The following is a 25,844-nucleotide window of genomic DNA, read 5'->3' as shown; positions in this document are numbered from 1 at the left end:
TGTCGTTTCCTCTTGGTTACTTCTCCTTTGGACAAGCAAAGGAGAAGTAACTCGGGGGCCGAAAGGCGCACGAAACCGCTCTGAATCTGGGATAGACAAAACGCTAAAGCCCGCGATCAATCGCGCCCCAAAAACGCCTCCCGCAACCACGCACGCATCAACCCGTACGAGCGTGCCGCCGCCTTCGCGTCGTACTTGCACCCCGGCGAGTTCTCGCCCACCTCGGTGAAGCAATGCACCGCGTGGCCCAGCACCACGAACTGCCAGTCGGCCGGGCTCTGGCGCATCTCGTCCATGAACTTGTCGGCATCGGGCATGGTGCCCCTGTCGTCAGCGCCATTCATCGCCAGAACACGCGCCTTGATGTGCTTCGCCTGCGACGGGTCATCGGTGGAAAGATCGCCATGGAAGGAGGCAACGGCGGCGATATCGGCACCGCTGCGCGCAAGATCGAGCACCGCCGCGCCGCCGAAGCAGAAACCGATGGCGGCGAGCTTCGCGGTGTCGATCGGCGCGCTCTTCGCCTGCGCCTTGAGCTGGGCCAGCGCCTCGTTGATGCGCTGGCGCATCAAATCGCGGTTCGCGTACAAGGGCTTCACCGCGGCCTGCGCCTGCTCGGCGTTGCCCTGCTGCGGACGCACGTCGGCGCCATACATGTCGGTGAGCAGGATCACGTAGTCCTTGCCCGCGATCATCTCGGCTTTCTTGACCGCCGCATCGTTCACGCCGTACCAGTTCGGCACCATCACCAGACCCGGGCGCTTGGCGCTGCTGGCGTCGTCGTAGACCAGTACGCTGTGGAAGCGGGTGCCGCTCTGCGTCCATTCCACCGGACGATGCACCATCGTCGCCTGGGCGGCGAAGGCGAACCCCGAAAGCAACACGGCACTGCAGAATCGAACGATACGCATGACGGATCCTCCTGACGGATGCCTGACACCTGAGTTGAAGAACGGGATTCAAAGCCCGGCCGCATGCTCCGCAATGCGTCGCTTGAGCGGCGCCAGCTTGTCGAGCAGGCGCACGCCGAGGCTTCGCGCGACAACCAGCGGCGGCGACTGCCAGGCGTAGATGCGCGCCAGTGCATCGAAACCGCGTGCATCCAGCGTATCGGCGCTACGGCGCCGGCGTGCATAACGGCGCAACACATGCGCAGCAGCGAAATCGCGCCCCGCATCGCGTGCAGCGACCAGCACGTCGCGCAACTCGGCCACATCGCGCAGCCCCAGGTTCACACCCTGTCCGGCCAGGGGATGCACCGCATGGGCGGCGTCGCCCAACAGTACGAAGCGTTCCGCCTGGTAGCCTTCGGCTAATTGCAGCTTGAGCGGGAACGCGGCGCGCTTCGTGGCGGACACGATGCGCCCCAGCCGGAAGTCGCTGGCGACGCCAAGCTCGTGCAGGAACGTCGCGTCGTCCAGCGCCAGCACGCGTTGCGCCTCGTCCTCGGGCAGCGACCAGACGATGGAGCTTCGCCCGTCGACCAAGGGCAGCAGCGCCAGCGGACCGCCGGGCAGGAAGCGCTGCCACGCCGTCTGTTCGTGCGATCGCTCAGTGACCACATGCGCCACTACCGCACGCTGCGCGTAATCGCGGCCGCAAGTGGCGATGCCGGCCATCTCGCGCAACGGCGAGGCGGCGCCGTCGGCGGCCACCACCAGGCGAGCGGACAGGCTTTCGCCGCTGGCCAGCTCCAGCGTCACACGATCCTCGCGGGCATCCAACCCGCGCACTTCGGCCGGGCACAACCGGCGCACGCCGGCGGCTTCCAGCGCCTGCCACAGCGTCCATTGCACCAGGTTGTTCTCGACGATATGGCCGAGCAGATCGCGGCCTTCGCCGGCGGCATCGAAATCGATGGCTGCCCCGCTTGCGCCGTCCCATACATGCATGTGCGTGTACGGACTGCAGCGGGCGTGCCGGATGGATGTCCAGACACCCAATGCGTCCAGCAAGGATAGAGACGAGGGCGCCAGCCCCACCACGCGCAGGTCCACTTCGTCGGCGGCGTTCCAGGGCTGCGGCGCGCGTGCTTCCAGCAAGGCCGTGGCGAAACCGGCCCGGGCCAGCGCCAGAGCCGCGGCGGCGCCCACCATGCCGCCGCCGACCACGGCGATGTCCAGCGCCGGGCCACGGCGCGGCGCATGGGTGTAATGCGACACGCTCATGGCAGCCGCTCCAGCACCGCGCGCGGCGGTTCGCCGCGGAAGCCCATGCCATGTCGCGCCAGGCGATTCTGCAGCGGCGCCATGCGGTCGTGGGCGAGCAAGGCCAGCGAGCGCAGCGGCGCGAGCAAGGGCTGCTCGAGGCAGGCCAGCCGCACCAGGCTGTGGCTCATCGCCATGGTGCCTTCGCGATCGGGCGCACGGCGCGCAGCGTAGCGATCCAGCAACGCCGGTGCGCCAGGGTCCTCTGCGGCGGCCACCAGCTCGGCCAGGGTCAGCGCATCGCGCAGGCCGAGGTTGAAGCCTTGCGCGCCAATCGGATGCACGGTCTGCGCCGCATTGCCCACCAGCACCGCGCGCGGGCCGGTGAGCCGCTGCGCGGCCACGCGATGGATGGCGTACGGGTGGCGCTTGCCGGGCCGCGAAAGGCGGCCCAGCCGCCAACCGAGGCGCGACTGTGCCAGCGCGATGAAGCCCGCATCGTCCAGCGCGGCGACCTCATCGGCCGCTTCCGCCGGCACGGTGAGCACCAGCCCGCAGCGCCCTTCGGCCAACGGCAGCAGAGCCACTGGACCGGCATCGGAGAATCGCTCGAAGGCGCGGTTCGCATGGGCGCGCTCCGGCGTCACCGTGGCGACGAACAGGGCTTGTTCGTAGTCGTGGCGCTGGGCATCGATGCCGAGCTGGGCGCGCACGAAGGATTCCGTGCCGTCCGCGCCCACCAACAGCGCAGCATCGATCACGCGCTCGCCGTCGGCGGTGCGGATACGTGCGCGCCAGCCCTCGGCCCGCCCTTCCAGCGACTCGAGTTTCGCAGGGGCGAGCCGGGTCAGCCGGGTGCAGGCATCCAGCCGGCGCAGCAAGGCCGTACCCAGCTCGCGCGCGGGCAGGGTCCAGCCCAGCGCGTCGACGCCATGTTTTGCCGCATCGATGCGCGCGCTGCCGAACTCGCCGGCGCGACTGACATGGATGTGGCGGATCGGCGTGGCCTGCGCTGCCGCATGCGGCCATACGCCTATGGCGGCGAGGCCGTTGATGGTGGCGCGGGCCAGCGCGAGGTTGCGCTCGTCGTAGCTGGGCTGGGCGTCGGCGCGCGGCGCGGCGGCTTCGACCAGGGTGGCAGCGACGCCGGCGGCGTCCAGCGCGATGGCGAGGCTGGCACCGACCAGGCCGCCGCCGACGATCAGCACGCCGCCGTCGACAGGGGATGCGGGGAGATTCATGCGCCGGATGATACGCGCCGGCGCGTCGGCGCGGCTGCCTTGCGTTAAACTTCCCGCCTGCTTTCAGCCGCGCTGCACGGAGTACACATGGCAACCACAACGACCCGACGCCTGGCCATCTTCCTGGGTCTGGCCCTGGTGATGGGCGTCACCCGCTTCCATCCCTCGCTGCTTCACCACGCCCTGTGGGACGCCTCGTGGGGCGTGTTCTTCCTCGCCGGCTTCTGGCTGCGCGGCCAGGGCCGCTGGGCCTTCCCGCTGCTGATGGTCGAGGCGGTGCTGGTGGATTACCTCGTCATCACCGGCCAGGGCATCGACTTCTGGAGCCACTACTGCGTGTCGCCGGCCTACTGGTTCCTGGTGCCGTCGTACGGTGCGCTGTGGCTGGGCGGCAGCTGGCTGGCGAAGCGCCAGCAAGGCCTCAGCCTCGCCACGCTGGGCCTCGCGGTCGCCGCGCTGCTGGTCGCCGAAGGCCTGTGCTACCTGGTCTCCAACGGCAGCTTCTACTGGATCAGCGCCAGCGTGCCGGCGCCGCGCAGTGTCGCTGCGTGGTTCGCCAACCTCGGCGACTGGTACCTGCCGTTCCTGACCGGTACCGCCGCCTACGTGGCGCTGGGTGCGGTGCTGCACGCGCTGGCGACCCAGCTGTCGCGCGCTTCGCAACGCGGCGGCCATACCCTGCACTGAACGTGGGCAACCGCCTCTCCAAGATCTATACGCGTACCGGCGACGACGGCTCCACCGGCCTCGGCGACGGTTCGCGCGTGCCGAAGGATTCGCCGCGCGTGGCCGCCTACGGCACCGTGGACGAGCTCAACAGCACGATCGGCATGGTGCTGGCCTGCGAGGGCGTGGACGAGGCGGTACGCGAGGCGCTGACCCAGGTGCAGCACGAGCTTTTCGACCTGGGCGGCGAACTGTGCATTCCCGGCATGGCGATGATCGAGGACACCGACGTCGCCCGCCTTGAAACCGTGCTGGACGCCTTCAACGAACCGCTGCCGCCGCTGAAGGATTTCATCCTGCCCGGCGGCGGCATGGCCGCCTCCTGCTGCCACCTGGCACGCACCGTGTGCCGCCGCGCCGAGCGCGAGGTCATCTCGCTGCGCCATGTGGAGCCCGAGGTGCGACCACAGACACAGCGCTACCTCAACCGCCTCTCCGATCTGCTGTTCGTGCTCTGCCGGGTGCTGGCGCGCGCCGGCGGCCACGGCGAGGTGCTCTGGCAGCACGAGCGGCGGCGCAAGCCTGCCTCCGGCTGAAGGGCCGCATGCTGCGGCTGTACACGCACTCCGCCTGTCTGCAACACGACAATGGCCCCGGCCACCCCGAATCGCCGGCACGCCTGGCCGCCGTGCTGCGCGCACTGGACCATGATCGCTACGCCGCGCTGGACCGCGTGGAGGCGCCTCGCGCCAGCCGCGAGCAGTTGCTGCGCGCGCACACCGCCGCCCACGTCGAACGCATGCTTGCCGCCGTGCCGGCAGGCGAGATACAGCGGCTGGACGAGGACACCGTACTTTCACCCGGCTCTGCCGAGGCCGCGCTGCGCGCAGCGGGAGCCGTCACGGCGGCGGTGGATGCCGTGCTGGGCGGTCAGTGCCAGCGCGCCTTCTGCGCGGTGCGTCCGCCCGGCCACCACGCCACCCACGGGCAGGCGATGGGCTTCTGTCTGTTCAACAACGTAGCGGTGGCCGCAGCGCATGCGCTGGCCGCGCACGGCCTGAAGCGCGTGGCGATCGCCGATTTCGATGTGCACCACGGCAACGGCACCCAGGACATCTTCTGGCGCGAACCGCGCGTGCTGTTCGCCTCCAGTCACCAGATGCCGCTGTATCCGGGCAGCGGCGGCCCGGATGAAAGCGGTGTCGGCAACATCCTCAACCGGCCCCTGTCTGCCGGCGACGGCCCCTACCTGTTCCGCGAACTATGGGAAGGCGACCTGCTGCCACGCCTGCGCGCCTTCAGGCCGCAGCTGCTGCTGGTCTCGGCCGGTTTCGATGCCCACCAGAACGACCCGCTGGCCGATCTGTGCCTTGGCAGCGAGGACTACGCCTGGATCACCGCGAAGCTGGTCGAGGTAGCGGACCAGCACGCAGACGGCCGGCTGGTGTCCACGCTTGAGGGCGGCTACGACCTCGCTGCGCTGGCGGCCAGCGCGGCCGCGCACGTCGAGGCGCTGCTGGCGTAGGTGCCGGCGGCGTGATGGCGATGCCACTTGCCGCTGAATGACGGTTCGATGGCCGAGCAGCGGCATACCGCATACGGCTCGGGACTGAGCTCAGCGCACCATTCCGCCTCGTTCTTGAGCAGCCCGGATTCGTCGATGACTGAATCTTCGTTGCGTACCGGTGGGTTTCGTATCTGCCTGATCTGGGGTCTTTCTGCTAGCTTAACGAGCCTCACGGCCGCCGGATTTCCATTGTGACGCGCACGCTCCCTCCCCGACGCCTGCTGGCGGTCGCTGCCGCCCTCGCCCTGGTCGGCAGCCCGGTCGACGCCATGGCCGGCGGCACGGGACCGCATCGCAAGACCTCGCTGGACGGCAGCGAACAAGTCTGTCCGCTGGGCTCCTTCCACTGCCCGCCACGCCCGTACAACTATGTAATGTGCCGCCCGAACGCGATGCTGGCGTTTTACGATCCCACGCTGAGCCGCGACAGCAGCGTGCGCGACACCAGCAACACCTACGTTTGGGCGCAACACATCGACAGTTCCGACCAGACCGTCTACCACCTCTCCGGCAACGTCCGCATGGACCGGGCCGACCAGCGGCTGCAGGCGGACACGGTTTACTACAACGACGACACCACCGACTACGACGCACGGGGCAACGTGCGCTACCAGGACTACGGCCAGCTGATGGCGGCCACGCACGCGCGCGGCAACGACAGCGCCAGCACCGGCATCGCCGACGACGTGCGCTACCAGATGCTGAGTTCGCGCGGCAACGGCGAGGCCAAGCAGGCGCAGATGTTCGACGCCGACCGCCGGCTCTACACCCAGGCCACCTACTCCACCTGCGACGTGGGCCACCACCTGTGGGAGTTCCGCGGCAAGTCGATCGCGGTGGACGAGGAAACCGGCCGCGGCGTGGCGCGCAACGCCACCTTCCGCGTCGGCAACGTGCCCCTGCTTTACCTGCCCTGGTTCAGCTTCCCGGTGGACGACCGGCGCATGACCGGCTTCCTGTACCCCACGATCGGCCACACCAGCCGTTCGGGCTACATGCTCAGCGCGCCGTTCTATCTGAACCTGGCGCCGAACTACGACGCTACGCTGGACCCGCGCATCTACACCGCGCGCGGCCCGATGCTGGACGGCGAGTTCCGCTACCTGGTGCCGGGCAGCAGCGGCGCGCTGGATGTGCAATACGTGCCGAACGACCACGGCACCGTCGATCCGGGCACCACCACCGACACCGTGGGCACGCGGCGTTACCGGGTCACCTTCACCGACACCACCCACCTGTGGCAGAGCTGGAATTTCAGCACCTCGATCGACCGCAGCTCCGACAGCAACTTCTACTACGACTTCGGCAACGACATGGGCGGGGCCCCGGTCTACACGCTGACTTCCAACGCGCAGATCGCGGGCGGCGGCAAGTGGTGGAACGCCTCGGTGGGCGGCACCGCCTACCAGAACATGAACCCGTTCCTCACCGATGCGTCGCTGCCCTACCGGCAGCTGCCGTACGCCAATTTCAACATCGATCTGCCGTTGAACCGCTGGCTGGAATTCGGCATGACCAACCAGTTCGTGGCGTTCCGCAAGCCGGGCTACGTGGAAGGCAGCCGCGAGGACATCGAGCCCTGGATCGGCGCGGATTTCGGCACGCCGGCCTGGTTCGTGCGCCCGCGCGTCGCCTGGCGCTACACCGACTACCAGCTCAGCAGCGGCTACCAGAACTACGGCTTCTACGGCCTGCTGGGCAGCGGCACGCCGACGCCGTTCACGCAGAAGTCGCCCAGCCGCTCGCTGCCTATCGCCAGCATCGACAGCGGCCTGGTGTTCGATCGCAACACCTCGCTGTTCGGCCAGGACTACACGCAGACGCTGGAGCCGCGGCTGTACTACCTGTACGTGCCCTACCGCAACCAGAACAACCTGCCGCTGTTCGACAGCAGCCCGATGTCGTTCGACTACTGGCAGTTGTTCTCCAGCAACCAGTTCGCCGGCGCCGATCGCCAGATGAACGCGAACAACCTCACTGCCGCGATCACCACCCGCCTGCTCGACGACAGCGGCGTGGAGCGGCTGTCCGCCAGCTTCGGCCAGATCCGCTATTTCACCCCGCAACGGGTGCAGATGCCGAACAGCGCCAACACGTCGTCCTCGGCCACCGACTGGTCCGGCTCGGCCTACGTGGCCCAACTGGACCTGCAGCTGAGCGATCGCTGGAAAGCCAGCAGCTCCTACCAGTGGAACCCGAACACCCACCACAACGACATGGCTATGTTCCAGCTGCAGGGCAGGCTGGGCCTGGACGGCGTGGTCAACTTCTCGTACCGCTACCGCAACGGCCTGATGGAACAATACAGCGTCTCGGCGGTCTACCCGCTGTCCGAGCGCTGGCGCCTGGTCGGCGCATGGACGTATGCCGAGCCGGTCAAGGGCGTGGTCAACCCGCTGAAGGGCACGATCGAGGCGCTGGCCGGTGTGGAGTACGACAGTTGCTGCGTCACCCTGCGGGTGGTCGACCGCAGCTACGTAAACCAGGGCTACTACGGCGTCGCCCCGCCCGTAACGGCGGGCCAGACCAATTACCGCGACAACGCCATCATGTTCGAAGTGATCTTCAAGGGCCTGGGCTCTACCGGCGGCCAGATCGACCCACTGCTGCGCCGTGATATTCTCGGCTATCAATAAACCGCTGTATCCACTTTCCGGCTGCTCCCTGATGAAGCGATTCCTCGCCCTGCTCCTGCCCGCCCTCGCGCTTGCGCTGCCCGCACATGCCCAGTTGCTGCCCAACGCCAGCACCAACGCTGCGGCTGCCGGCCAGTCCAATTCGCTGGACCGCATCGTGGCAGTGGTGAACGAGGACGTGATCCTGCAAAGCGAGCTCAACAACGCCGTGCGCTCGATCCAGCAGCAATACGCCAGCCAGCCCGGCCAGCTGCCGCCGCTGGACGTGCTGCAGAAGCAGGTGCTGGACCGGCTGATCCTGATGAAGCTGCAGCTGCAGAAGGCCGACGACCAGGGCGTGCACGTTTCCGATGCCCAGGTCGACCAGGCCGTGGCCCAGGTGGCCCAGCAGAACAAGATGAGTGCCGACCAGCTGCGTAGCGAAGTGCAGCGCAGCGGCGAGGACTTCGCCGCCTTCCGCCAGCAGCTGGCCGATCAGCTCACCGTTCAGCAGCTTCACCAAGGCGTGGTGCACGACTCGGTGTCGGTCACCGACAGCGAGATCGACAACTTGCTCGCCAGCCCCAGCTACAAGGCCGGCGAAGTGCATCTGGCGCACATCCAGATCAGCATCCCGGGCGGTGCCGACGCCGCCGCGATCCAGGCCGCCGCAACCAAGGCCGAGCAGGCGATCAACGCGATCAAGGGCGGCATGGACTTCAATGCCGCGGCGATCCGCTTCTCCGACGCGGCCGACGCGCTGGACGGCGGCGATCTCGGCTGGCGCCGCATGGACGAGATCCCGCCGGCCTTCGCCGACACCGTGGCCAACATGAAGTCCGGCGACGTTAGCTCGGCGCTGCGCGGCCCGACTGGCTTCCACATCCTCAAGCTGGTCGGTCAGCGCGAACCGTCCAAGCAGATCGTCACCGAGTACCACGCGCGGCAGATCCTGCTCAAGCCCAGCGAACTGATGACGCCGGAACAGGCGCAGCAGAAGGCGCAGGAGCTGTACGACCAGATCGTCAACAAGCACGCTGACTTCGCCAAGCTGGCGAAGGACAACTCCAAGGACGACACCAGCGCCAACCTCGGCGGCGACATGGGCTGGTTTGCGCAGCAGGCCTGGGGCAGCGCCGTGGCGCAGCAGCTCGGCCAGCTGAAGGAGAACCAGGTCTCGCAGCCGTTCCAGACCAGCGACGGCTGGGACATCCTGCAGCTGCTCGGTACCCGCAAGAGCGACCTCACGACCCAGATGGAACGCGACCAGGCGCGCCAGGCGATCGGCAACCGCAAGGCCGAGCAGGCCTACGACGACTTCCTGCGCGACCTGCGCGCGAATGCCTACATCGACGTGCTGGTGCCCACGCTGCGCGACGACGTCAACACGCCGGCCGACGCCGGGAAAGCCTCCTGACCGGGAGTCACTGGCATGGCGCTCCCTCGGCTCGCCGTCACCGCTGGTGAGCCGGCCGGGGTCGGTCCGGAACTGATCGCGCGACTGGCCGCCACGCCGTTGGCGGCCGATCTGGTGGCAATCACCGATCGCGACCTGCTCGAACGCGCTGCGGCGCGCTGCGGCCTGCGCCTGACGCTGTTCGACGACGACAGCACACTGCGCGAACAGCGCGATCCCGGCAGCCTGCGCGTGCGCCACGTGCCGCTGGGCATCTCGGAAATCCCCGGCCGACCCGACCCGCGCAACGCGCAGCACGTGCTTGCCACGCTGGCCGAAGCTGCCGACGGCTGCATGGCCGGCCGCTACGCCGCCGTGATTACCGCGCCGCTGCAGAAAGCCTCGATCAACGAGGCCGGTATCCGCTTCAGCGGCCACACCGAGTTCTTCGCCGAGCGCGCCCGTGCCGACGTAGTGATGATGCTGGCCAGCCCCGAGCTGCGCGTGGCGCTGGCCACCACGCACCTGCCGTTGAGCGCCGTATCCGCCGCGATCACCCGCAATGCGCTGGATCGCATGTTGCGCATCGTGCATGCGGAGTTGCGGGCGAAATTCGGCATCGCCGCACCGCGCATCGCCGTACTCGGCCTGAATCCGCACGCCGGCGAGGGCGGCCATCTGGGCCGCGAGGAACTGGACACCATCATCCCGCTGCTCGACAGCCTGCGCGCCGAAGGCATGCAGCTGATCGGCCCGCTGCCCGCCGATACCGCCTTCGTGCCCGCCCAGCGCACGCGCTACGACGCCGTGCTGGCGATGTACCACGACCAGGCGCTGCCGGTACTGAAAAGCGAAGCCTTCGACCGCACCGTCAATCTCACCCTGGGCTTGCCCTTCATCCGCACCTCGGTCGACCACGGCACGGCACTGGATCTCGCCGGCAGTGGCCGCGCCGATCCCGCCAGCCTGATCGCCGCCGCAGCCATGGCATTGGAACTCGTGGCGCGCCGCGACGCTCATCCGTCTTCTCCCCTGGTGGAGAGGAACGGGATGAGGGGCTAATCCTGTGAAAGATCCCATGAACCACGCCCCTGCCCGCCCCAAGAAAAGCTTCGGCCAGCACTTCTTGCACGACCGCCGCTACATCGACGACATCGTGCGCGCGATCGCGCCGCGCGATGGCGATTTCCTGGTCGAGATCGGTCCCGGCGAAGGCGCGCTCACGCTGCCGCTGCTGGCGGCCGCAGGTTCGCTCACCGCGATCGAACTGGACACCGACCTGATACCGGCGCTGCAGGCGCGCGCGAGCGCCGTCGGTGAACTGGCCATCATTCACGCCGACGTGCTGAAGGTGGACCTCAAGGCATTGGCGCATCGCCATGGCGTGGAGCGCCTGCGCATCGCCGGCAACCTGCCCTACTACATCTCCAGCCCGATCCTGTTCCATTGCGTCGATCACGCGGCGGCAATCGAGGACATGCACTTCATGCTGCAGAAGGAGGTCGTCGACCGCATGGCCGCCGAACCCGGCAGCAAGGTCTACGGCCGCCTGTCGGTGATGCTGCAGCTGGCCTGCAAGGTGGTGCCGCTGTTCGAGGTGCCACCGGAAGCGTTCCGCCCGCCGCCCAAGGTGGATTCGGCAGTGGTGCGGGTGATCCCGCTGCCGCCGCACGAGCGCCACGACGCCGATCCCGAGTTGTTGCACGCGGTGGTCAAGGCCGCCTTCGGCCAGCGCCGCAAGACGCTCGGCAACGCGCTGCGGCAACTGCTCGACGCCGACGCGATCCGCCGCGCCGACGTCGATCCCAAAGCACGCGCAGAGACGCTGTCGCCGGGGGATTTCGTGCGACTGGCGAAGCAGCTCGGCGCGCGCTGAATCCATCCGCGCGCGGCGCATGCGGCGACCGTTCGTCGGCGCCAGGCCGTACAATCGGCCCATGAGAGAAAACAATCCCTACACGATCGACGTGCAGGTCAGCACCCGTTTCGTCCCCGACCAGTCCCGCCCCGGCGACAACCGCTACGTGTTCGCCTACACCATTACCCTGCACAATGCCGGCAGCGTGCCCGCCCAGTTGCTGACCCGGCACTGGGTGATTACCGACGCGAACGGCAAGGTGGAGGAAGTGCGCGGCGAAGGCGTGGTGGGCGAACAGCCGTGGATGCGCCCGGGCGACGACTTCGAATACACCTCCGGCGCGGTGTTGGAAACACCGGTCGGCACGATGGGCGGCAGCTACCAGATGCTGGCCGACGACGGCACCCGCTTCGAGGCGCCGATCCCACCGTTCACGCTGTCCATCCCGCGCACGCTGCACTGATGGCGAGGCGCTGATGGCTACCTACGCGATCGGAGACGTGCAGGGCTGCTATCCGGAATTGCAGCGCCTGCTGGACAAGCTGCGCTTCGACCCGGCGGCGGACCGCTTGTGGTTCTGCGGCGACCTGGTGAACCGCGGCGGCCAGTCGCTGGACACCTTGCGCTTGATCCACGGCTTGCGCGAGCAATGCATCGTCACCCTGGGCAACCACGACCTCAGCCTGCTGGCGATCGCGCTGCGCAAGCCCGAGGCCCAGGCCAAGGTGAATCCGGAGCTGCGCGAGGTGCTGTTCGCCGACGACGCACCCGTGCTGTTCGAGTGGTTGCGCTCGCAGAAGCTCCTGCATCACGACGAGCAACTTGGCTGGACCATGGTCCACGCCGGTTTGGCGCCCGCATGGACGCTGCGCCAGGCCCAGCGCGCGGCGCAGGAAGTGGAACGCGAGCTCTCCAGCCCGCGCCATCCTCGCATCCTCAGGAACCTGTTCGGCAACCGCCCGGCCAGCTGGTCGAGCCGCCTGCAGGGGCTGGATCGCCACCGCGCCACGATCAACCTGCTCACCCGCATGCGCTACTGCGACGTCAACGGCCGCATCGACTTCGAGGGCAAGGGCGAACCCGGCACCCAGCGCCCGGGGCTGTACCCCTGGTTCGAGGTGCCCGGCATGCGCCGGCGCGAGACGCGCATCGTCTGCGGGCACTGGTCCGCGCTGGGGCGCTTCGCCGGCCTCGGCGTGTACGCGATCGACACCGGCTGCGTATGGGGCGGCCAGCTCACCGCGCTGCAGCTGGACAGCGAGGAGCCGCGCTACATCACGGTGAACGCCGAGCCGCACCGCAAGCGGCCGCCTGGCGGCGGCGATTGAACTTGCCCATGAAAAACCCCGCCGTGGCGGGGTTTTTCATGGGCTGCTTCAGGCCAGCTGACCGTGGCAGTGCTTGTACTTCTTGCCCGAGCCGCACGGACAGGGATCGTTGCGGCCCACGCGCGGCCCCTCTGGCTGATGCAGCTGGAGACCGCCGGTCGCGCTGGCCGGATCGGCTTCGAGGCCGCCGGTGGGCGCACCGCCGCCGCTGGCCAGCATCTGCCGCTGCAGGCGCTCGGCAAGGCGCTGCTGCTCGGCTTCCATCGCAGCCACTTCCTCTTCGCTGCGGATGCGGATACGCGCCAGCATCTGCACCACTTCGGCCTTGATGCGGTCGAGCATGTCGGAGAACAGCCGGAACGATTCGCGTTTGAACGCCTGCTTGGGGTCTTGCTGTGCGTAACCCACCAGGTAGATGCCCTGGCGCAGGTAGTCCATGTTCGCCAGGTGCTCCTTCCAGGCGTTGTCGACCACGGTCAGCATGATGTGCTTCTCGAGCTGGCGCATGGTTTCGGGGCCGATCTGCGCCTCCTTGGCCTGGAACAGCCCGTCCATCTCGCCGCGCACGTGCTCGAGGAGCATCGTCGCGTCGATCTCGGACTGCTGCTCCAGCCAGCGCGGCAGCTCCGGCGACAGGCCGAACCTGCCTTCCAGTTCGCGGTCGAGGCCGGGGATGTCCCACTGCTCGTCGATGCTGTCGGGCGGCACATGGTCGCGCACCATGCGCTCGACCACGTCGCTGCGGATGTCGGCCACGGTGGCGGAAACGTCTTCGCCTTCCAGCAACTCGTCACGCTGGCGGTAGATCACCTTGCGCTGGTCGTTGGCGACGTCGTCGAACTCGAGCAGGTGCTTGCGGATGTCGAAGTTGTGCTGCTCGACCTTGCGCTGCGCCTTCTCGATCTGGCGGCTGATCATCTTGTCTTCGAGCGCGTCGTCTTCCTTCATGCCGAAGCGCTTCATCCAGCGGATCAGGCCCTCGCCGCCGAAGATGCGCAGCAAGTTGTCCTCCAGCGACAGGAAGAAGCGCGAAGAGCCCGGATCGCCCTGGCGGCCGGAGCGGCCACGCAACTGGTTGTCGATGCGGCGCGATTCGTGCCGTTCGGTGCCGATGATGTGCAGGCCGCCGGCAGCCAGCACCTGTTCGTGCCGCTTCTTCCACTCGGCCTTGACGCGGGCGCGCTCGACCTCGGAGGCGTCGGCCGGCAGCGCGGCCAGTTCCGCATCCAGGCTGCCGCCGAGCACGATGTCGGTGCCGCGGCCGGCCATGTTGGTGGCGATGGTGACCTGGCCCGGCCGACCGGCCTGGGCCACGATGTTCGCCTCGCGCTCGTGCTGCTTGGCGTTCAGCACCTCGTGCTCGACCTTGGCCTTGCGCAGCTGTGCGGAAAGCAGCTCGGACACCTCGATCGAGGTGGTGCCCACGAGCACCGGCTGGCCGCGCTTGTGGCAATCCTTGATGTCTTCGATCACCGAGTTGTACTTGGCCTGCTGGCCCAGGAACACCAGGTCGGCGTTGTCCTTGCGGATCATCGGCTTGTGGGTGGGGATTACCACCACTTCCAGACCGTAGATGCTCTGGAACTCGAACGCCTCGGTGTCGGCCGTGCCGGTCATGCCGGCCAGCTTCTTGTACATGCGGAACAGGTTCTGGAACGTCACCGTGGCCAGCGTCTGGTTCTCGCGCTGGATCGGCACGCCTTCCTTCGCCTCCACCGCCTGGTGCAAGCCGTCGGACCAGCGCCGACCCGGCAGGGTGCGGCCGGTGAACTCGTCGACGATGATGACTTCGCCGTCGCGCACGATGTAATCCACGTCGCGCTGATAGATCGCGTTGCCGCGCAGCGCGGCATTCAGGTGGTGCACCACGGCGAGGTTCTTGGAGTCGTACAGGCCGCTGTCCTCGCTGATCACGCCGACCTCGCGCAGCAGCTCGTCGGCATGCTGCATGCCGTCCTCGGAGAGATGCACCTGCTTCTGCTTCTCGTCGACCCAGTAATCGCCGGCGCCGTCCTCTTCCTGTTGGCGGATCATGCGCGGCACGATCTTGTTCACCGCGATGTACAGCTGCGGCGAATCCTCGGCCGGGCCGGAGATGATCAGCGGCGTGCGCGCCTCGTCGATCAGGATCGAGTCCACCTCGTCGACGATGGCGTAGTTGAGCCCGCGCTGGTAGCGCTGCTCCTTGCTGAGCGCCATGTTGTCGCGCAGGTAGTCGAAGCCGAACTCGTTGTTGGTGCCGTAGGTAATGTCGGCCGCGTAGGCCTTGTGCTTGTCGGCATGATCCATGCCCGGCCACACCACGTCGGTGGTCAGGCCGAGGAAGCCGTACAGCTTGCCCATCTGCGCCGCGTCGCGGCGGGCCAGGTAGTCGTTCACGGTGACCACGTGAACGCCCTTGCCTTCCAGCGCATTGAGGTACACCGGCAACGTGGCCACCAGGGTCTTGCCCTCGCCGGTGCGCATCTCGGCGATCTTGCCCTGGTGCAGCACCATGCCGCCGATCATCTGCACGTCGTAGTGGCGCATGCCCAGCACGCGCTTGGCGCCCTCGCGCACCACAGCGAATGCCTCGGGCAGCAGCTTGTCCAGCGATTCGCCGCCGGCGACGCGCTGCTTGAATTCTTCGGTCTTGCCCCGCAGCGCCTCGTCGCTCAGCTTCTCGAACTCGGGTTCCAGCGCGTTGATGCGCACCACGATCCGCGACAACTGGCGCAGCACGCGCTCGTTGCGGCTGCCGAAAATGCTGGTGAGGGCACGATTGAGCATCGATCTTCCGGATGGCGAGGACAGAGGGGCGCGCCTTGGCGCGACCCAAACGGGCATGTTACTACACGGGCTCGGGCGGCACGCAGGGCGATCGTCCCGGAACCTTCCGGCATGGCGACGCCGACACGTGGATTCAAGGGCGGCGGACACGGTTCGCGACGGGTATCATCGGTACATCGCCTCATTCCGGAACCACCGGCCCATGTCCCGCGCCGCCTCGCGTTCCCGCGGCCCGCAAGCGCTTGGCGCCTGCGGATCCTTCGCCACCCTGGCCGGCCGGGCCGCCGCGCTGGATGCACTGGATCGCGCGCTGCGCCAGACCTTGCCGCTGCCGCTGCGTGACCAGGTGCGCTTCGCCAACCTGCGTGGCGGCCGGCTGCTGTTCCTCGCCACCACGCCCGCCTGGGCCACGCGGCTGCGCCTGCTGCAGGCGCAGATTCTCGCGACCGCCCGCAACCTCGACATCCGCGCCGAGGCTATCGCCATCAAGGTGAGCCCACTGCCGCGGATCGAGCTGGAACCCGAACGCACGCGTACGCTGTCGCCCGCAGCCGCCAGCCATCTGCGCGCCGCGGCAGCGGCCGCCTCGGACCCGGAATGGCAGGACCTGTTCGGCCGCCTGGCCGCGCTGGCCAAATCCGACAAACCCACGCGCTGAGCCGCACGTCAAACAAAAAGGCCGCCGCATGCTGGATGCGGCGGCCTTCGTTTGTCTGTTGCCGACAGCTCGGGCGATCAGATCGCCTGGGCGGGGTGGGCATAGGAGATCGGCGAGGTGGCCGGATCGTCCTGGTAGCTGACTTCTTCCCAGGCCGAGGCGTCGGCCATCAGGGTGCGCAGCAGCTTGTTGTTGAGCTCGTGGCCGGACTTGTGCGCATGGTAGGCACCGATCAGGCTGTGGCCGAGCAGGTAAAGATCGCCGATCGCGTCGAGGATCTTGTGCTTGACGAACTCGTCCTCGTAGCGGAGGCCGTCCTCGTTCAGCACGCGGTAGTCGTCCAGCACCACGGCGTTGTCCATCGAACCGCCCAGCGCGAGATTGTGTTCGCGCAGCATCTCGATGTCGCGCATGAAGCCGAAGGTGCGCGCGCGGCTCACTTCCTTCACGAACGAGGTGGTGGAGAAATCGATCTCCGCCCGCGAGGTGCGTTTGCTGATGATGGGGTGGTTGAACTCGATCGAGAAGCCGACCTTGAAGCCTTCGAACGGCTCGAAGCTGGCCCACTTGTCGCCTTCTTGCACCTTCACCGGTTTCTTGATCCGGATGAAGCGCTTGGCCACGTTCTGCTCTTCGATGCCGGCGGACTGCAGCAAGAACACGAACGGGCCGGCACTGCCATCCATGATGGGGACCTCCGGTGCCGACAGGTCCACGTAGGCGTTGTCGATGCCGAGGCCGGCCATCGCCGAGAGCAGGTGCTCGACCGTGGCGACGCGCACCTCGCCGTTCATCAGCGTGGTGGAAAGACGGGTGTCGCCGACGTTGTCCTGGCGCGCACGGATGTCCACCGGCGGATTGAGATCCGTGCGGCGGAACACGATGCCGGTGTTGGGCGCCGCGGGGCGCAGGGTCATGTACACCTTGTCACCGGTGTGCAGGCCCACGCCGGTGGCGCGGATGATGTTCTTGAGCGTGCGCTGCTTGATCATTGTCGTTGGTACCTGCCAAGTAGCAGCCAATCAGGGGTCGGATGCTAACACAGTTTTAACCAGCTGCAATAGCAAACCGTACCGTACAGTCTGGTCGGACTTTCATGCCCCCTTCATCCCGGAAGGCATGCGCTGCAAACATGTTTCCGCGCGCCAGGCGCGCGGGGGCGACACGCTACCCCGGGCCGGGACGGGATTCCGGCACCGGGGTAACGGATCGGCCATACCGGGCTTTCGCCCGGTGCGACGGATCATGCGTCCTCCTGACGCATCGTCTTGCGGATTTCAGGCTCGAACGCGCCAAACGGCCGTTCGCTGACAGCCACGGCGCTTTGCCGCGTCACTAGACCCGAACCCACCCTTCATGCTGTTTGCAATGACCAGTTCGACAGGCTTTTGTTCAACTCCTCTTTAACAAGCCACGGGTACCTGGTTCAGGCACCAGCCACGTCAATCCGCCTGACGGCGCAGGAAAGCCGGAATATCCAGGTATTCCAGACCGTTGTCCTGGCTCCTGGCCGGCGCCTCGCTGCGCGGGTTGGTGCTGATCACCGACTCCGGCTGCGCGTAGTCGACCACCTCGTTGCCGGTGCCGGTACGCAACACCACCGGCCGCGGGCGCTGACGCATCTCCACCTGCTTCTGCTCGACCGTGCGCACGCTGCGCGAAGCAGGGGCGCGGTTGAGGCCGGTGGCGACCACGGTGACGCGCACCTCGTCCTTCAGCTCCGGGTCGAGCGAGGTGCCGATCACCACGGTCGCGTCTTCGCTGGCGAAGTCGTGGATGATACGCCCGATCTCGTCGAACTCGCGCATGGTGAGGTTGGGACCAGCGGTGACGTTGACCAGGATGCCGCAGGCGCCGTTGAGGTTGACGTCCTCCAGCAGCGGGTTCTTGATCGCCTCCTCGGCCGCGGCCTGCGCGCGATCGTCGCCGCTGGCGGTACCGGTGCCCATCATCGCCAGGCCCATCTCGCTCATCACGGTGCGCACGTCGGCGAAGTCGACGTTGATCAGGCCGGGGGCGGTGATCAGGTCGGCGATGCCCTGCACAGCACCTTGCAGAACGTTGTTGGCGGCCTTGAACGCATTGATCAGGGTGACCTCGCGGCCCAGCACGCTGAGCAGCTTCTCGTTCGGCACGGTGATCAGCGAGTCGACGTGCTGGCTGAGGTCCTCGATGCCCTTCTGGGCGACCTGCATGCGGCGACGGCCCTCGAACGGGAACGGCTTGGTGACCACCGCCACCGTGAGGATGCCCTTCTCCTTGGCCAGCTGCGCCACCACCGGCGCCGCGCCAGTGCCGGTGCCGCCGCCCATGCCGGCGGTGATGAACACCATGTCGGCGCCTTCCAGCATCGCCTCGATGCGCTCGCGATCCTCCAGCGCGGCCTGGCGGCCGACCTCGGGGTTGGCGCCCGCGCCCAGGCCCTTGGTGACGTTCGCGCCCAACTGCAGATGGCTGCGCGAGTTGCAGTTGCTCATTGCCTGCGCGTCGGTGTTGGCGACGATGAACTCCACGCCTTCGATGTTGGCATTGATCATGTGCGCCACGGCATTGCCGCCGCCGCCGCCCACGCCGATGACCTTGATGACTGCGTTTGGTGCAAGTTTCTCGATCAGCTCGAACATTTCCCGTCCTCCAGAGTTGTTGTCGTTGTAACCGCGGGCGCGACTCCTGTCGCTTCCGTGGTGGTGGGCGGACATCCCTCCGCCCGTGGCCGCGCCTCCTGCGCAGCCGTATTCCGTCGCCCGAACGACTGCCGTCCTGGCCGTCGTCCGGGTCGGCCAGTCCGGCACATGTCCGGACTGGCCTCCGTGATCCGGCATTCAGATGCCTGATCACGGGCAACCCATCCATGGGTTTGCCGGGTGTCCCGCATCTCGCGAGGCACCCGTTAGAAGTTCTTCGTAAGCCAGTTGCGCCACTTGCCGAGCAGGCCGCCGACATTGCCGAGCGCCGGATTGCCGCCGCGCACCGGGGCGTTGTGGCGCGAGCCATGCAGCAGCAAGCCCACGCCGGTGGCGTGCAGCGGGCTGCTGATCACTTCGCCCAGGCCGCTGATTTCCTGCGGCACGCCGAGGCGCACCATCTTGTGGAAGATCTCCTCGGCCAGCTCCAGCGCGCCTTCCATCTTCGAAGCGCCGCCGGTGAGCACCACGCCGGCCGCCACCAGGCTGTCGTAGCCGGAGCTGCGCAGCCTGTCCTGCACCATCTCGAAGATTTCCTCGTAGCGCGCCTGCACGCTCTGCGCCAGCGCCTGCCGCGCCAGCCGGCGCGGCGGCCGGTCGCCGACGCTGGGCACCTGGATGGTTTCCTCGGCGTGCGCCAACCCGGTCTGCGCGCAGGCGTACTTGATCTTGATCTCCTCGGCATGCGCGGTCGGCGTATGCACGCCGTAGGCAATGTCGCCGGTGACCTGGTCGCCGCCGATCGGCAGCGAGGCGGTGTAGCGGATCGAGCCCTGGGTGTAGATCGCGATGTCGGTGGTGCCGGCGCCGATGTCGACCAGGCAGACGCCCAGCTCGCGTTCGTCGTCGGTGAGCACGGCCTTCGCGCTGGCCAGCGACGACGGCACCAGTTCGTCCACCGACAAGCCGCAGCGCTGGATCGACTTGGTGATGTTCTGCACCGCAGCCGCCGCGCCGGTGACCAGATGCACGTTCGCCTCCAGCCGCACGCCGCTCATGCCGACCGGCGAACGGATGCCGTCCTGGCCGTCGATGCGGTATTCCTGCGGCTCCTTGTAGAGCACCTTGTGGTCGGCCGGAATCGCCACCGCGCTGGCCGCTTCCAGCACCTGCTCCAGGTCGCCGGGCGTGACTTCGCGATCGCGGATCGCCGCGTTGCCGTGCGAGTTGCGGGTTTCCAGGTGGCTGCCGGAAATCGAGGCGCACACCGAGCGGATGTCGCAGCCCGCCATCAGTTCGGCTTCTTCCACGGCGCGCTGGATCGAGTGCACGGTGGATTCGATGTCCACCACCATGCCTTTGCGCATGCCGCGCGACACATGGGTACCGATGCCGATCACGGTGATCGGCTCGCCCGGCTCGTACTCGCCCACGATCGCGGTCACCTTGGAGGTGCCGATATCGAGGCCGACCACCAGCTGTTTGTCGTTGCGCGTCTTCATATGCATTGCGTCCTCATGAGCGGCGCGTGACTCCTGCTTTTGCGGCGGCGGGCGCCTGTTGCGGCCAGCGCACGGCGAAGCCGTTGGTGTAGCGCAGGTCGGCGTAGACGAAACCGTCGCCGTGGCCCGCCATCAGTTGCGGATAGACATCGAGGAAGCGGCGCAGCCGCGCACCAGCCAGATCGCGATCGCCGACCACGATGCGGGCGCCGCTCGCCGTGGTGACGCTCCAGCTGCCGCGCGCGGTGAGCACCACGCCGTTGATCGAAAGATGCGTGCCGGCGAAGGCCTTGCGTACGTCGGCGTAGAAGCTCACTACCTCGGCGAGGCGGTCGTCCGGCCCCTCCAGATTCGGCAGCGTGGCGGCATCGGCGGCGCCGATCGGCGCGTCGAATACCTTGCCCTGACGGCTGATCAGCTGCTTCTCGTTCCAGCGCGCGAACGGCTGGCGCTCGATCACGCGCAGCTGCAAGGTGTCCGGCCAGCGCTTGCGCGCCTCCACCGACTCCACCCACGGCAGCGCCGCCACGGCCTGTTGCACGTTGTCCAGGTTCAGCGCGAAGAAGCCCTTGCCCAGCCGCGGCAGCACGGCGGCACGGATATCTTCCATGGCCACGTGCCTGAACTCGCCTTGCACCGTGAGCTGCGTCACCGGCCAGCGGTTGGCCGCGAACCAGCCGTTCAGCACGCCCACGATGGGCAGCGCCAGCAGGGCGGCGACCAGGCACCAGGCAATGAGGCGGGCGCTTCCCCTCATGCATCCCCCCGGAAGCTCGTTTCAAGCACGCGCCAGCACAACGTCTCGTAGTCGACGCCGGCGGCGCGGGCGGCCTTGGGCACCAGCGAATGCGAAGTCATGCCCGGCGCGGTGTTCACTTCCAACAGCCAGTTGCGGCCCTGGCGGTCACGCATCACGTCGACGCGGCCCCAGCCGGCACAACCCAGCGCATCGAACGCAGTCAGCGCCAGCGTGCGCAGCTCCGCTTCGGCCGCACCTTCCAGTCCGGGGCACAGGTACTGCGTGTCCTCGGCGACGTACTTCGCGTTGTAGTCGTAGAACGCGCCCTTCGGCACGATGTGGATAGAGGGCAACACCTCGCGACCGAGAATGCCGACGGTCAGCTCGTCGCCCTCGATCAGGGTTTCCATCAGCAGGTCGCCGGGGTACTTCGCCGCCAACTCGACGGCGCTATCCAGCTGCGCCTCCTCGAACACGCGGGTGACGCCCACGCTGGAGCCTTCGCAGGCCGGCTTCACGATCAGCGGAAAGCCGATCTCGCGGGCCGCCGCATGCACGGCCGAAGCATCGCCGCCGCGCGGCAGCGCCACGAACTTCGGCGTGGGCAGGCCCAACGACTGCCACACGCGCTTGGAGCGCGTCTTGTCCATCGACAACGCCGAGCCAAGCACGCCCGAGCCGGTATACGGCACGTTGAGCGATTCCAGCGCACCTTGCAGCACGCCGTCCTCGCCACCGCCGTGCTGGCCGTGCAAGATGTTGAACACGCGCGCGAAATGGCCGGCGCGCAGTGCGTCGAGCAAGGCCGGAATACCGTCGATCGCATGCGCATCGACGCCGCGCGCCTTGAGCGCAGCCAGCACGTTGCGGCCGGAGTCGAGCGACACCTCGCGCTCGGCCGAACTGCCGCCCATCACCACGGCGACGCGGCCGAAGTCGGCGGGGTTGGAGATGCGGATTTCGGAGTTCGTTGCCATCACGCGGCGCCCTTGGTCTTGAGTTGGCCCAGCTGCGCCAGTTCCACCGCCGCCGCGCCGATGTCGCCGGCGCCGAGCAGCAGCAGCAGATCGCCGTCGCGCAGCAGCGCCGGCAAGGTGTCCTTGAGTTCGCGCGGATGCTCGATCAGCACCGGATCGACCTTGCCGCGCGCACGCACCGCGCGCGCCAGTGCGCGGCCGTCGGCGCCGGCGATCGGCGCTTCGCCAGCCGGATACACCTCGGTGAGCACCAGCACGTCGGCCTCGGCCAGCACGTTCGCGAAATCGTCCAGCAGGTCGCGGGTGCGGCTGTAGCGGTGCGGCTGAAAGCCGACGACGAGACGGCGCTCGGGCCAGCCGCCGCGCGCCGCGGCAAACACCGCGGCCAGCTCGCTGGGATGGTGGCCGTAGTCGTCCACCAGCAAGGCGGTGCCGTGGTCCAGCGCGACTTCGCCGCGGCGATGGAAGCGCCGGCCCACGCCCTGGAAGCTCGCCAGTGCGCGCGCGATCGCCTCGGCGCTCACGCCGAGCTGCCAGCCGATGCTGGCGGCAGCCAGCGCATTCAGCACGTTGTGCCGCCCCGGCAGGTTCAGCGTCACCGGCAAGGCCTCGGCGCGACCGGGCAGATGCAGGTCGAAGTGCATCTCGAAGCCATTCTGCGACACGTTGGATGCGCGCACGTCCGCGTCCGCCGTGGCGATGCCGTAGGTCATCACGCGGCGCGTGGTGTTCTTCGCCAGCTGCGCCACTTCCGCATCGTCCACACACAACACGGCGAGACCGTAGAACGGCAGGCGGTGCAAGAAGTCGGCGAAGGCCTTCTTCACCTCGGCGAAATCGCCGTGGTAGTTCTCCAGATGGTCGGCGTCGATGTTGGTGACCGCAGCGATCACCGGCGACAGCAGCAGGAAGGAGCCGTCCGACTCGTCGGCTTCCGCCACCAGGTACTGACCGGTGCCCAGGCGCGCATTGGCGCCGGCCGCGTTGAGCTGGCCGCCGATCACGAAAGTCGGGTCGTAGTTCGCCTCGGCCAGTACGCTGGCGACCAGGCTGGTCGTCGTGGTCTTGCCATGCGTGCCGGCGATCGCGATGCCGCGGCGGAAGCGCATCAGCTCGCCCAGCATCTCCGCCCGCGGGATCACCGGGATGCGTGCCGCGCGCGCGGCGAGCAGTTCGGGATTGTCCGGCCTGATCGCACTGGAGGTCACCACCACGTCGGCATCGCCCACGTTGGCTGCGTCGTGGCCTTCGTGCACCACCAGGCCCAGTCGCGCGAGGCGCTGCGCGGTGGGCGAGTTCGCCTTGTCCGAGCCGGACACCGCGTAGCCCAGGTTGTGCAGCACCTCGGCAATGCCGCTCATGCCCACGCCGCCGATGCCGATGAAATGCACGCGGCGGAACGTGGTCATCAGGTCTTCATGCGCGAGCAGCCGGCGGGGCGTCATGCGGCCACCTCCAGGCAGGCGCGCGCGATCACCGTCGCCGCGTCGGGCTTGGCCAGCGTGCGCGCCGCATCCGCCATGGCGAGCAATTGCGCGCGGTCGGACAGCAGCGTATCCAGACGCTGTGCGAGTGTTTCGATGTTCAAATCACGTTCCTGGATCAATTCGGCCGCGCCGGCGGCGACCAGCGCCTCGGCGTTGCGGGTCTGGTGGTCGTCCACCGCGTGCGGGAACGGCACGAGCACCGCGCCCAGCCCGGCCGCGGTAAGTTCGGCCAGGGTCAGCGCGCCGGCGCGGCAGACCGCGAGATCGGCCCAGCCGTAGGTACCGGCCATGTCCTCGATGAACGGCACCACCTGCGCTTCGACACCGGCTTTCGCGTATGCCTCGCGCGCCTCGTCGAGACCGCGGTTGCCGCACTGATGCAACACCTCCGGGCGGCGTTCCGGCGGCAGCAAGGCCAGCGCCTGCGGCAACGCGAGATTCAGCGCGCGCGCGCCGAGGCTGCCGCCCAACACCAGCAGGCGCGCACGGCCAACATGGCTTGCGAAGCGTTGCGATGGCGGCGCCAGCGCGGCGATCGCGCCACGCACCGGATTGCCCACCCACTCGGCATTCGGCAAGGCGTCGGCGAAACCGGCCAGCACACGCTGCGCATGCGCGGCCAGCTTGCGGTTGGTGAACCCGGCCACGCGATTCTGCTCATGCACCAGCAGCGGCCGGCGCAGCAGATGCGCAGCCAGGCCACCAGGCCCGGCCACGTAACCACCCATCGACAACACGCTGCGCGGCTTCAGCCGATGCAGCACGGCGAGCGCGGACAGCAGCGCATGCGCCAGCATCAACGGTGCGGCGAGGCGCGTCTTCCAGCCTTTGCCGCGCAAACCGCCCACGCGGATCTCGTGCAATTCGATGCCGTGCGCCGGCACCACCTTCGTCTCCATGCCGCCCACCGCACCCAGCCACGCCACCGGCACGCCTTGCGCGCGCAGCGTCTCGGCCACGGCGAGGCCGGGGAAGATGTGGCCGCCGGTACCGCCGGCCATGATCAGCACGGGACGCGGCGCGGCGCTCATGCCACCGCCACCTCGCGCGGGCGCGCCGCGTCGTTCACTTCGGGGGCGGCCACCGCCTCCGGCATGCGCTTGGCCATCTGCCGCGCATCCAGCGCCCGGTTGATTTCCCAGGTAGCGCGCAGCAACACGCCGGCCATCGCGCAGGTCAGCACCATCGACGAACCGCCGTAGCTGATCAGCGGCAAGGTAAGCCCCTTGGTGGGCAGCGCACCGAGGTTCACGCCCACCGAGACGATCGCCTGCATCGCCAGCATCAGCGAGATGCCGAACGCGACATAGCCGGCGAAACGCTGACCCACCTCGACGCCCTTGAGACCCAGGTACAGGCCGCGCCCCACCGCCAGCGCGAACAAGCCCATCACCAGCACGACGCCGACCAGGCCCAGTTCTTCGCCGATCACCGCGAAGATGAAGTCGGTGTGCGCCTCGGGTAGGTAGGAGAGTTTCAGCACGCTGGAACCCAGCCCCACGCCGGCCCACTCGCCGCGGCCGATCGCCATCAGCGACTGGGTGAGCTGGAAGCCGTCGGTGAACGGGTGCTCCCACGGGTTCATGAACGAGGTGAGGCGCTTCACGCGGTAGCTCTCGCCGGTCGCTGCGATCACCAGCAGCGGCATCAGCGGCAAGCCCATGACGAACAGATAGATCGGCCGCGCGCCGCCCAGCCAGACCATCGCGATGGTGACCGAGATCACCAGCGTGGCCGAGCCGAAGTCGGGCTGCGCCAGCAACAGCAACACGATGATGCCGGCTACCGCAATCGGCTTGATCAGGCCGAGGAATTCCGTCTCGATGCTGTCGCGGTGGCGCACGAGGTAGCTGCCCAGGTACACCACCAGAATCAGCTTCACCGCCTCCACCGGCTGGAAGCTGGTCACTACCAGGTTCAGCCAGCGGTGTGCGCCGTTGATGCGCATGCCCAGGTGCGGCACGAACACCGCCAGCAGCAGGACGACCGCCAGCCCCAGCAGCGGAAACGCGCGCTTCTCGAGCAGCTTCAGTTCGGTGCGCATCGCCACGCCGGCCGCCACCGCGCCGAACGCGAGATTGAGCAGGTCTTTCTTCAGGAAATAGAACGCGCCGTCCTTGCCGTTGTCGGCCACCGCGATCGAACTGGAGGTCACCATCACCACGCCGACGCTGGCCAGCCCGATCAGCGCGATCAGCAGCCACAGGTCGTAGCTGCCGCGCGGCCCCTGCCGCTTGATCGCCTGCGATGTGCCGAAGAGGCCGAACATG

General features: G+C 67.9%; 22 protein-coding genes. 10 read left to right on the top strand and 12 right to left on the bottom strand.

Going from position 1 to position 25,844, the window contains the following annotated elements:
- Positions 1-116: 116 nt before the first annotated feature.
- The 3 genes from ISP14_RS03425 to ubiH are packed head-to-tail and all read right to left on the bottom strand — an operon-like array spanning position 117 to position 3,388.
- Positions 117-911, bottom strand: coding sequence for a dienelactone hydrolase family protein (locus ISP14_RS03425; protein WP_404536284.1), 795 nt, complete (start codon positions 909-911; stop codon positions 117-119).
- Positions 912-959: 48 nt separating this feature from the next.
- Positions 960-2,168, bottom strand: coding sequence for a UbiH/UbiF/VisC/COQ6 family ubiquinone biosynthesis hydroxylase (locus ISP14_RS03420; RefSeq protein WP_404536283.1), 1,209 nt, complete (start codon positions 2,166-2,168; stop codon positions 960-962).
- Positions 2,165-3,388 carry a 2-octaprenyl-6-methoxyphenyl hydroxylase gene (ubiH, locus tag ISP14_RS03415; protein ID WP_404536282.1) on the bottom strand — a complete coding sequence of 408 codons (1,224 nt, stop codon included), beginning with the start codon at positions 3,386-3,388 and terminating at the stop codon, positions 2,165-2,167. The genes ISP14_RS03420 and ubiH overlap by 4 nt, the downstream gene beginning before the upstream one ends.
- Positions 3,389-3,475: 87 nt before the next feature.
- On the opposite strand from ubiH, the gene ISP14_RS03410 reads away from it, so the two are divergent.
- The 9 genes from ISP14_RS03410 (at position 3,476) to ISP14_RS03370 (ending at position 12,818) form a co-directional block, all read left to right on the top strand.
- Positions 3,476-4,075, top strand: a complete 600-nt coding sequence (locus ISP14_RS03410) for a hypothetical protein (protein ID WP_404536281.1) — start codon at positions 3,476-3,478, stop codon at positions 4,073-4,075.
- 2 nt (positions 4,076-4,077) lie between these two features.
- Positions 4,078-4,650, top strand: a complete 573-nt coding sequence (locus ISP14_RS03405) for a cob(I)yrinic acid a,c-diamide adenosyltransferase (RefSeq protein ID WP_404536280.1) — start codon at positions 4,078-4,080, stop codon at positions 4,648-4,650.
- An 8-nt stretch (positions 4,651-4,658) separates the two neighbouring features.
- Positions 4,659-5,579 carry a histone deacetylase family protein gene (locus ISP14_RS03400; RefSeq protein ID WP_404536279.1) on the top strand — a complete coding sequence of 307 codons (921 nt, stop codon included), beginning with the start codon at positions 4,659-4,661 and terminating at the stop codon, positions 5,577-5,579.
- Between the two features lie 233 nt (positions 5,580-5,812).
- Positions 5,813-8,257, top strand: coding sequence for an LPS-assembly protein LptD (locus ISP14_RS03395; RefSeq protein WP_404536278.1), 2,445 nt, complete (start codon positions 5,813-5,815; stop codon positions 8,255-8,257).
- 31 nt (positions 8,258-8,288) lie between these two features.
- Entirely contained in the window at positions 8,289-9,653 is a 1,365-nt protein-coding gene (locus ISP14_RS03390; RefSeq protein WP_404536276.1) for a peptidylprolyl isomerase, read from the top strand.
- A gap of 15 nt (positions 9,654-9,668) precedes the next feature.
- Positions 9,669-10,694, top strand: a complete 1,026-nt coding sequence (pdxA, locus tag ISP14_RS03385; protein ID WP_404536275.1) for a 4-hydroxythreonine-4-phosphate dehydrogenase PdxA — start codon at positions 9,669-9,671, stop codon at positions 10,692-10,694.
- A 16-nt stretch (positions 10,695-10,710) separates the two neighbouring features.
- Positions 10,711-11,508: a 16S rRNA (adenine(1518)-N(6)/adenine(1519)-N(6))-dimethyltransferase RsmA gene (rsmA, locus tag ISP14_RS03380; protein WP_404536273.1), complete on the top strand. Its 798-nt coding sequence runs from the start codon at positions 10,711-10,713 to the stop codon at positions 11,506-11,508.
- A gap of 61 nt (positions 11,509-11,569) precedes the next feature.
- Complete coding sequence (apaG, locus tag ISP14_RS03375) at positions 11,570-11,953, top strand: Co2+/Mg2+ efflux protein ApaG (RefSeq protein ID WP_404536271.1); 384 nt, start codon at positions 11,570-11,572, stop codon at positions 11,951-11,953.
- Between the two features lie 13 nt (positions 11,954-11,966).
- On the top strand, positions 11,967-12,818 hold the full coding sequence (locus tag ISP14_RS03370; RefSeq protein ID WP_404536269.1) for a symmetrical bis(5'-nucleosyl)-tetraphosphatase: 852 nt from the start codon (positions 11,967-11,969) through the stop codon (positions 12,816-12,818).
- A gap of 48 nt (positions 12,819-12,866) precedes the next feature.
- Here the strand turns inward: ISP14_RS03370 and secA are convergent, their stop codons facing one another.
- Complete coding sequence (secA, locus tag ISP14_RS03365) at positions 12,867-15,587, bottom strand: preprotein translocase subunit SecA (RefSeq protein WP_404536268.1); 2,721 nt, start codon at positions 15,585-15,587, stop codon at positions 12,867-12,869.
- Positions 15,588-15,789: 202 nt separating this feature from the next.
- Between secA and ISP14_RS03360 the strand changes: the two genes are divergently transcribed.
- Positions 15,790-16,245, top strand: coding sequence for a DciA family protein (locus ISP14_RS03360; RefSeq protein WP_404536267.1), 456 nt, complete (start codon positions 15,790-15,792; stop codon positions 16,243-16,245).
- A gap of 77 nt (positions 16,246-16,322) precedes the next feature.
- Here the strand turns inward: ISP14_RS03360 and lpxC are convergent, their stop codons facing one another.
- The 8 genes from lpxC to ftsW form a co-directional block, all read right to left on the bottom strand.
- Positions 16,323-17,237 (bottom strand): UDP-3-O-acyl-N-acetylglucosamine deacetylase, encoded by a 915-nt coding sequence (gene lpxC / locus ISP14_RS03355; RefSeq protein WP_367845904.1) that lies wholly within the window; start codon positions 17,235-17,237, stop codon positions 16,323-16,325.
- A gap of 450 nt (positions 17,238-17,687) precedes the next feature.
- Complete coding sequence (gene ftsZ, locus ISP14_RS03350; RefSeq protein WP_404536265.1) at positions 17,688-18,869, bottom strand: cell division protein FtsZ; 1,182 nt, start codon at positions 18,867-18,869, stop codon at positions 17,688-17,690.
- A gap of 266 nt (positions 18,870-19,135) precedes the next feature.
- Positions 19,136-20,371, bottom strand: coding sequence for a cell division protein FtsA (gene ftsA, locus ISP14_RS03345; RefSeq protein WP_404536264.1), 1,236 nt, complete (start codon positions 20,369-20,371; stop codon positions 19,136-19,138).
- Positions 20,372-20,384: 13 nt separating this feature from the next.
- Positions 20,385-21,128, bottom strand: coding sequence for a cell division protein FtsQ/DivIB (locus tag ISP14_RS03340; protein ID WP_404536262.1), 744 nt, complete (start codon positions 21,126-21,128; stop codon positions 20,385-20,387).
- On the bottom strand, positions 21,125-22,087 hold the full coding sequence (locus ISP14_RS03335) for a D-alanine--D-alanine ligase (protein ID WP_404536260.1): 963 nt from the start codon (positions 22,085-22,087) through the stop codon (positions 21,125-21,127). The genes ISP14_RS03340 and ISP14_RS03335 overlap by 4 nt, the downstream gene beginning before the upstream one ends.
- On the bottom strand, positions 22,087-23,532 hold the full coding sequence (gene murC, locus ISP14_RS03330; RefSeq protein WP_404536259.1) for a UDP-N-acetylmuramate--L-alanine ligase: 1,446 nt from the start codon (positions 23,530-23,532) through the stop codon (positions 22,087-22,089). The genes ISP14_RS03335 and murC overlap by 1 nt, the downstream gene beginning before the upstream one ends.
- Complete coding sequence (murG, locus tag ISP14_RS03325; protein ID WP_404536258.1) at positions 23,529-24,605, bottom strand: undecaprenyldiphospho-muramoylpentapeptide beta-N-acetylglucosaminyltransferase; 1,077 nt, start codon at positions 24,603-24,605, stop codon at positions 23,529-23,531. The genes murC and murG overlap by 4 nt, the downstream gene beginning before the upstream one ends.
- Positions 24,602-25,843 carry a putative lipid II flippase FtsW gene (gene ftsW / locus ISP14_RS03320; protein ID WP_404536257.1) on the bottom strand — a complete coding sequence of 414 codons (1,242 nt, stop codon included), beginning with the start codon at positions 25,841-25,843 and terminating at the stop codon, positions 24,602-24,604. Before ftsW ends, murG begins: the two co-directional genes overlap by 4 nt.
- Between the last annotated feature and the right edge of the window lies 1 nt (position 25,844).

This window comes from Dyella agri (assembly GCF_044904705.1).
Classification (GTDB): domain Bacteria; phylum Pseudomonadota; class Gammaproteobacteria; order Xanthomonadales; family Rhodanobacteraceae; genus Rhodanobacter_A; species Rhodanobacter_A agri.
Note: the sequence above shows the minus strand (reverse complement) of the source record. Positions and strands in the feature narration are given on the sequence as shown.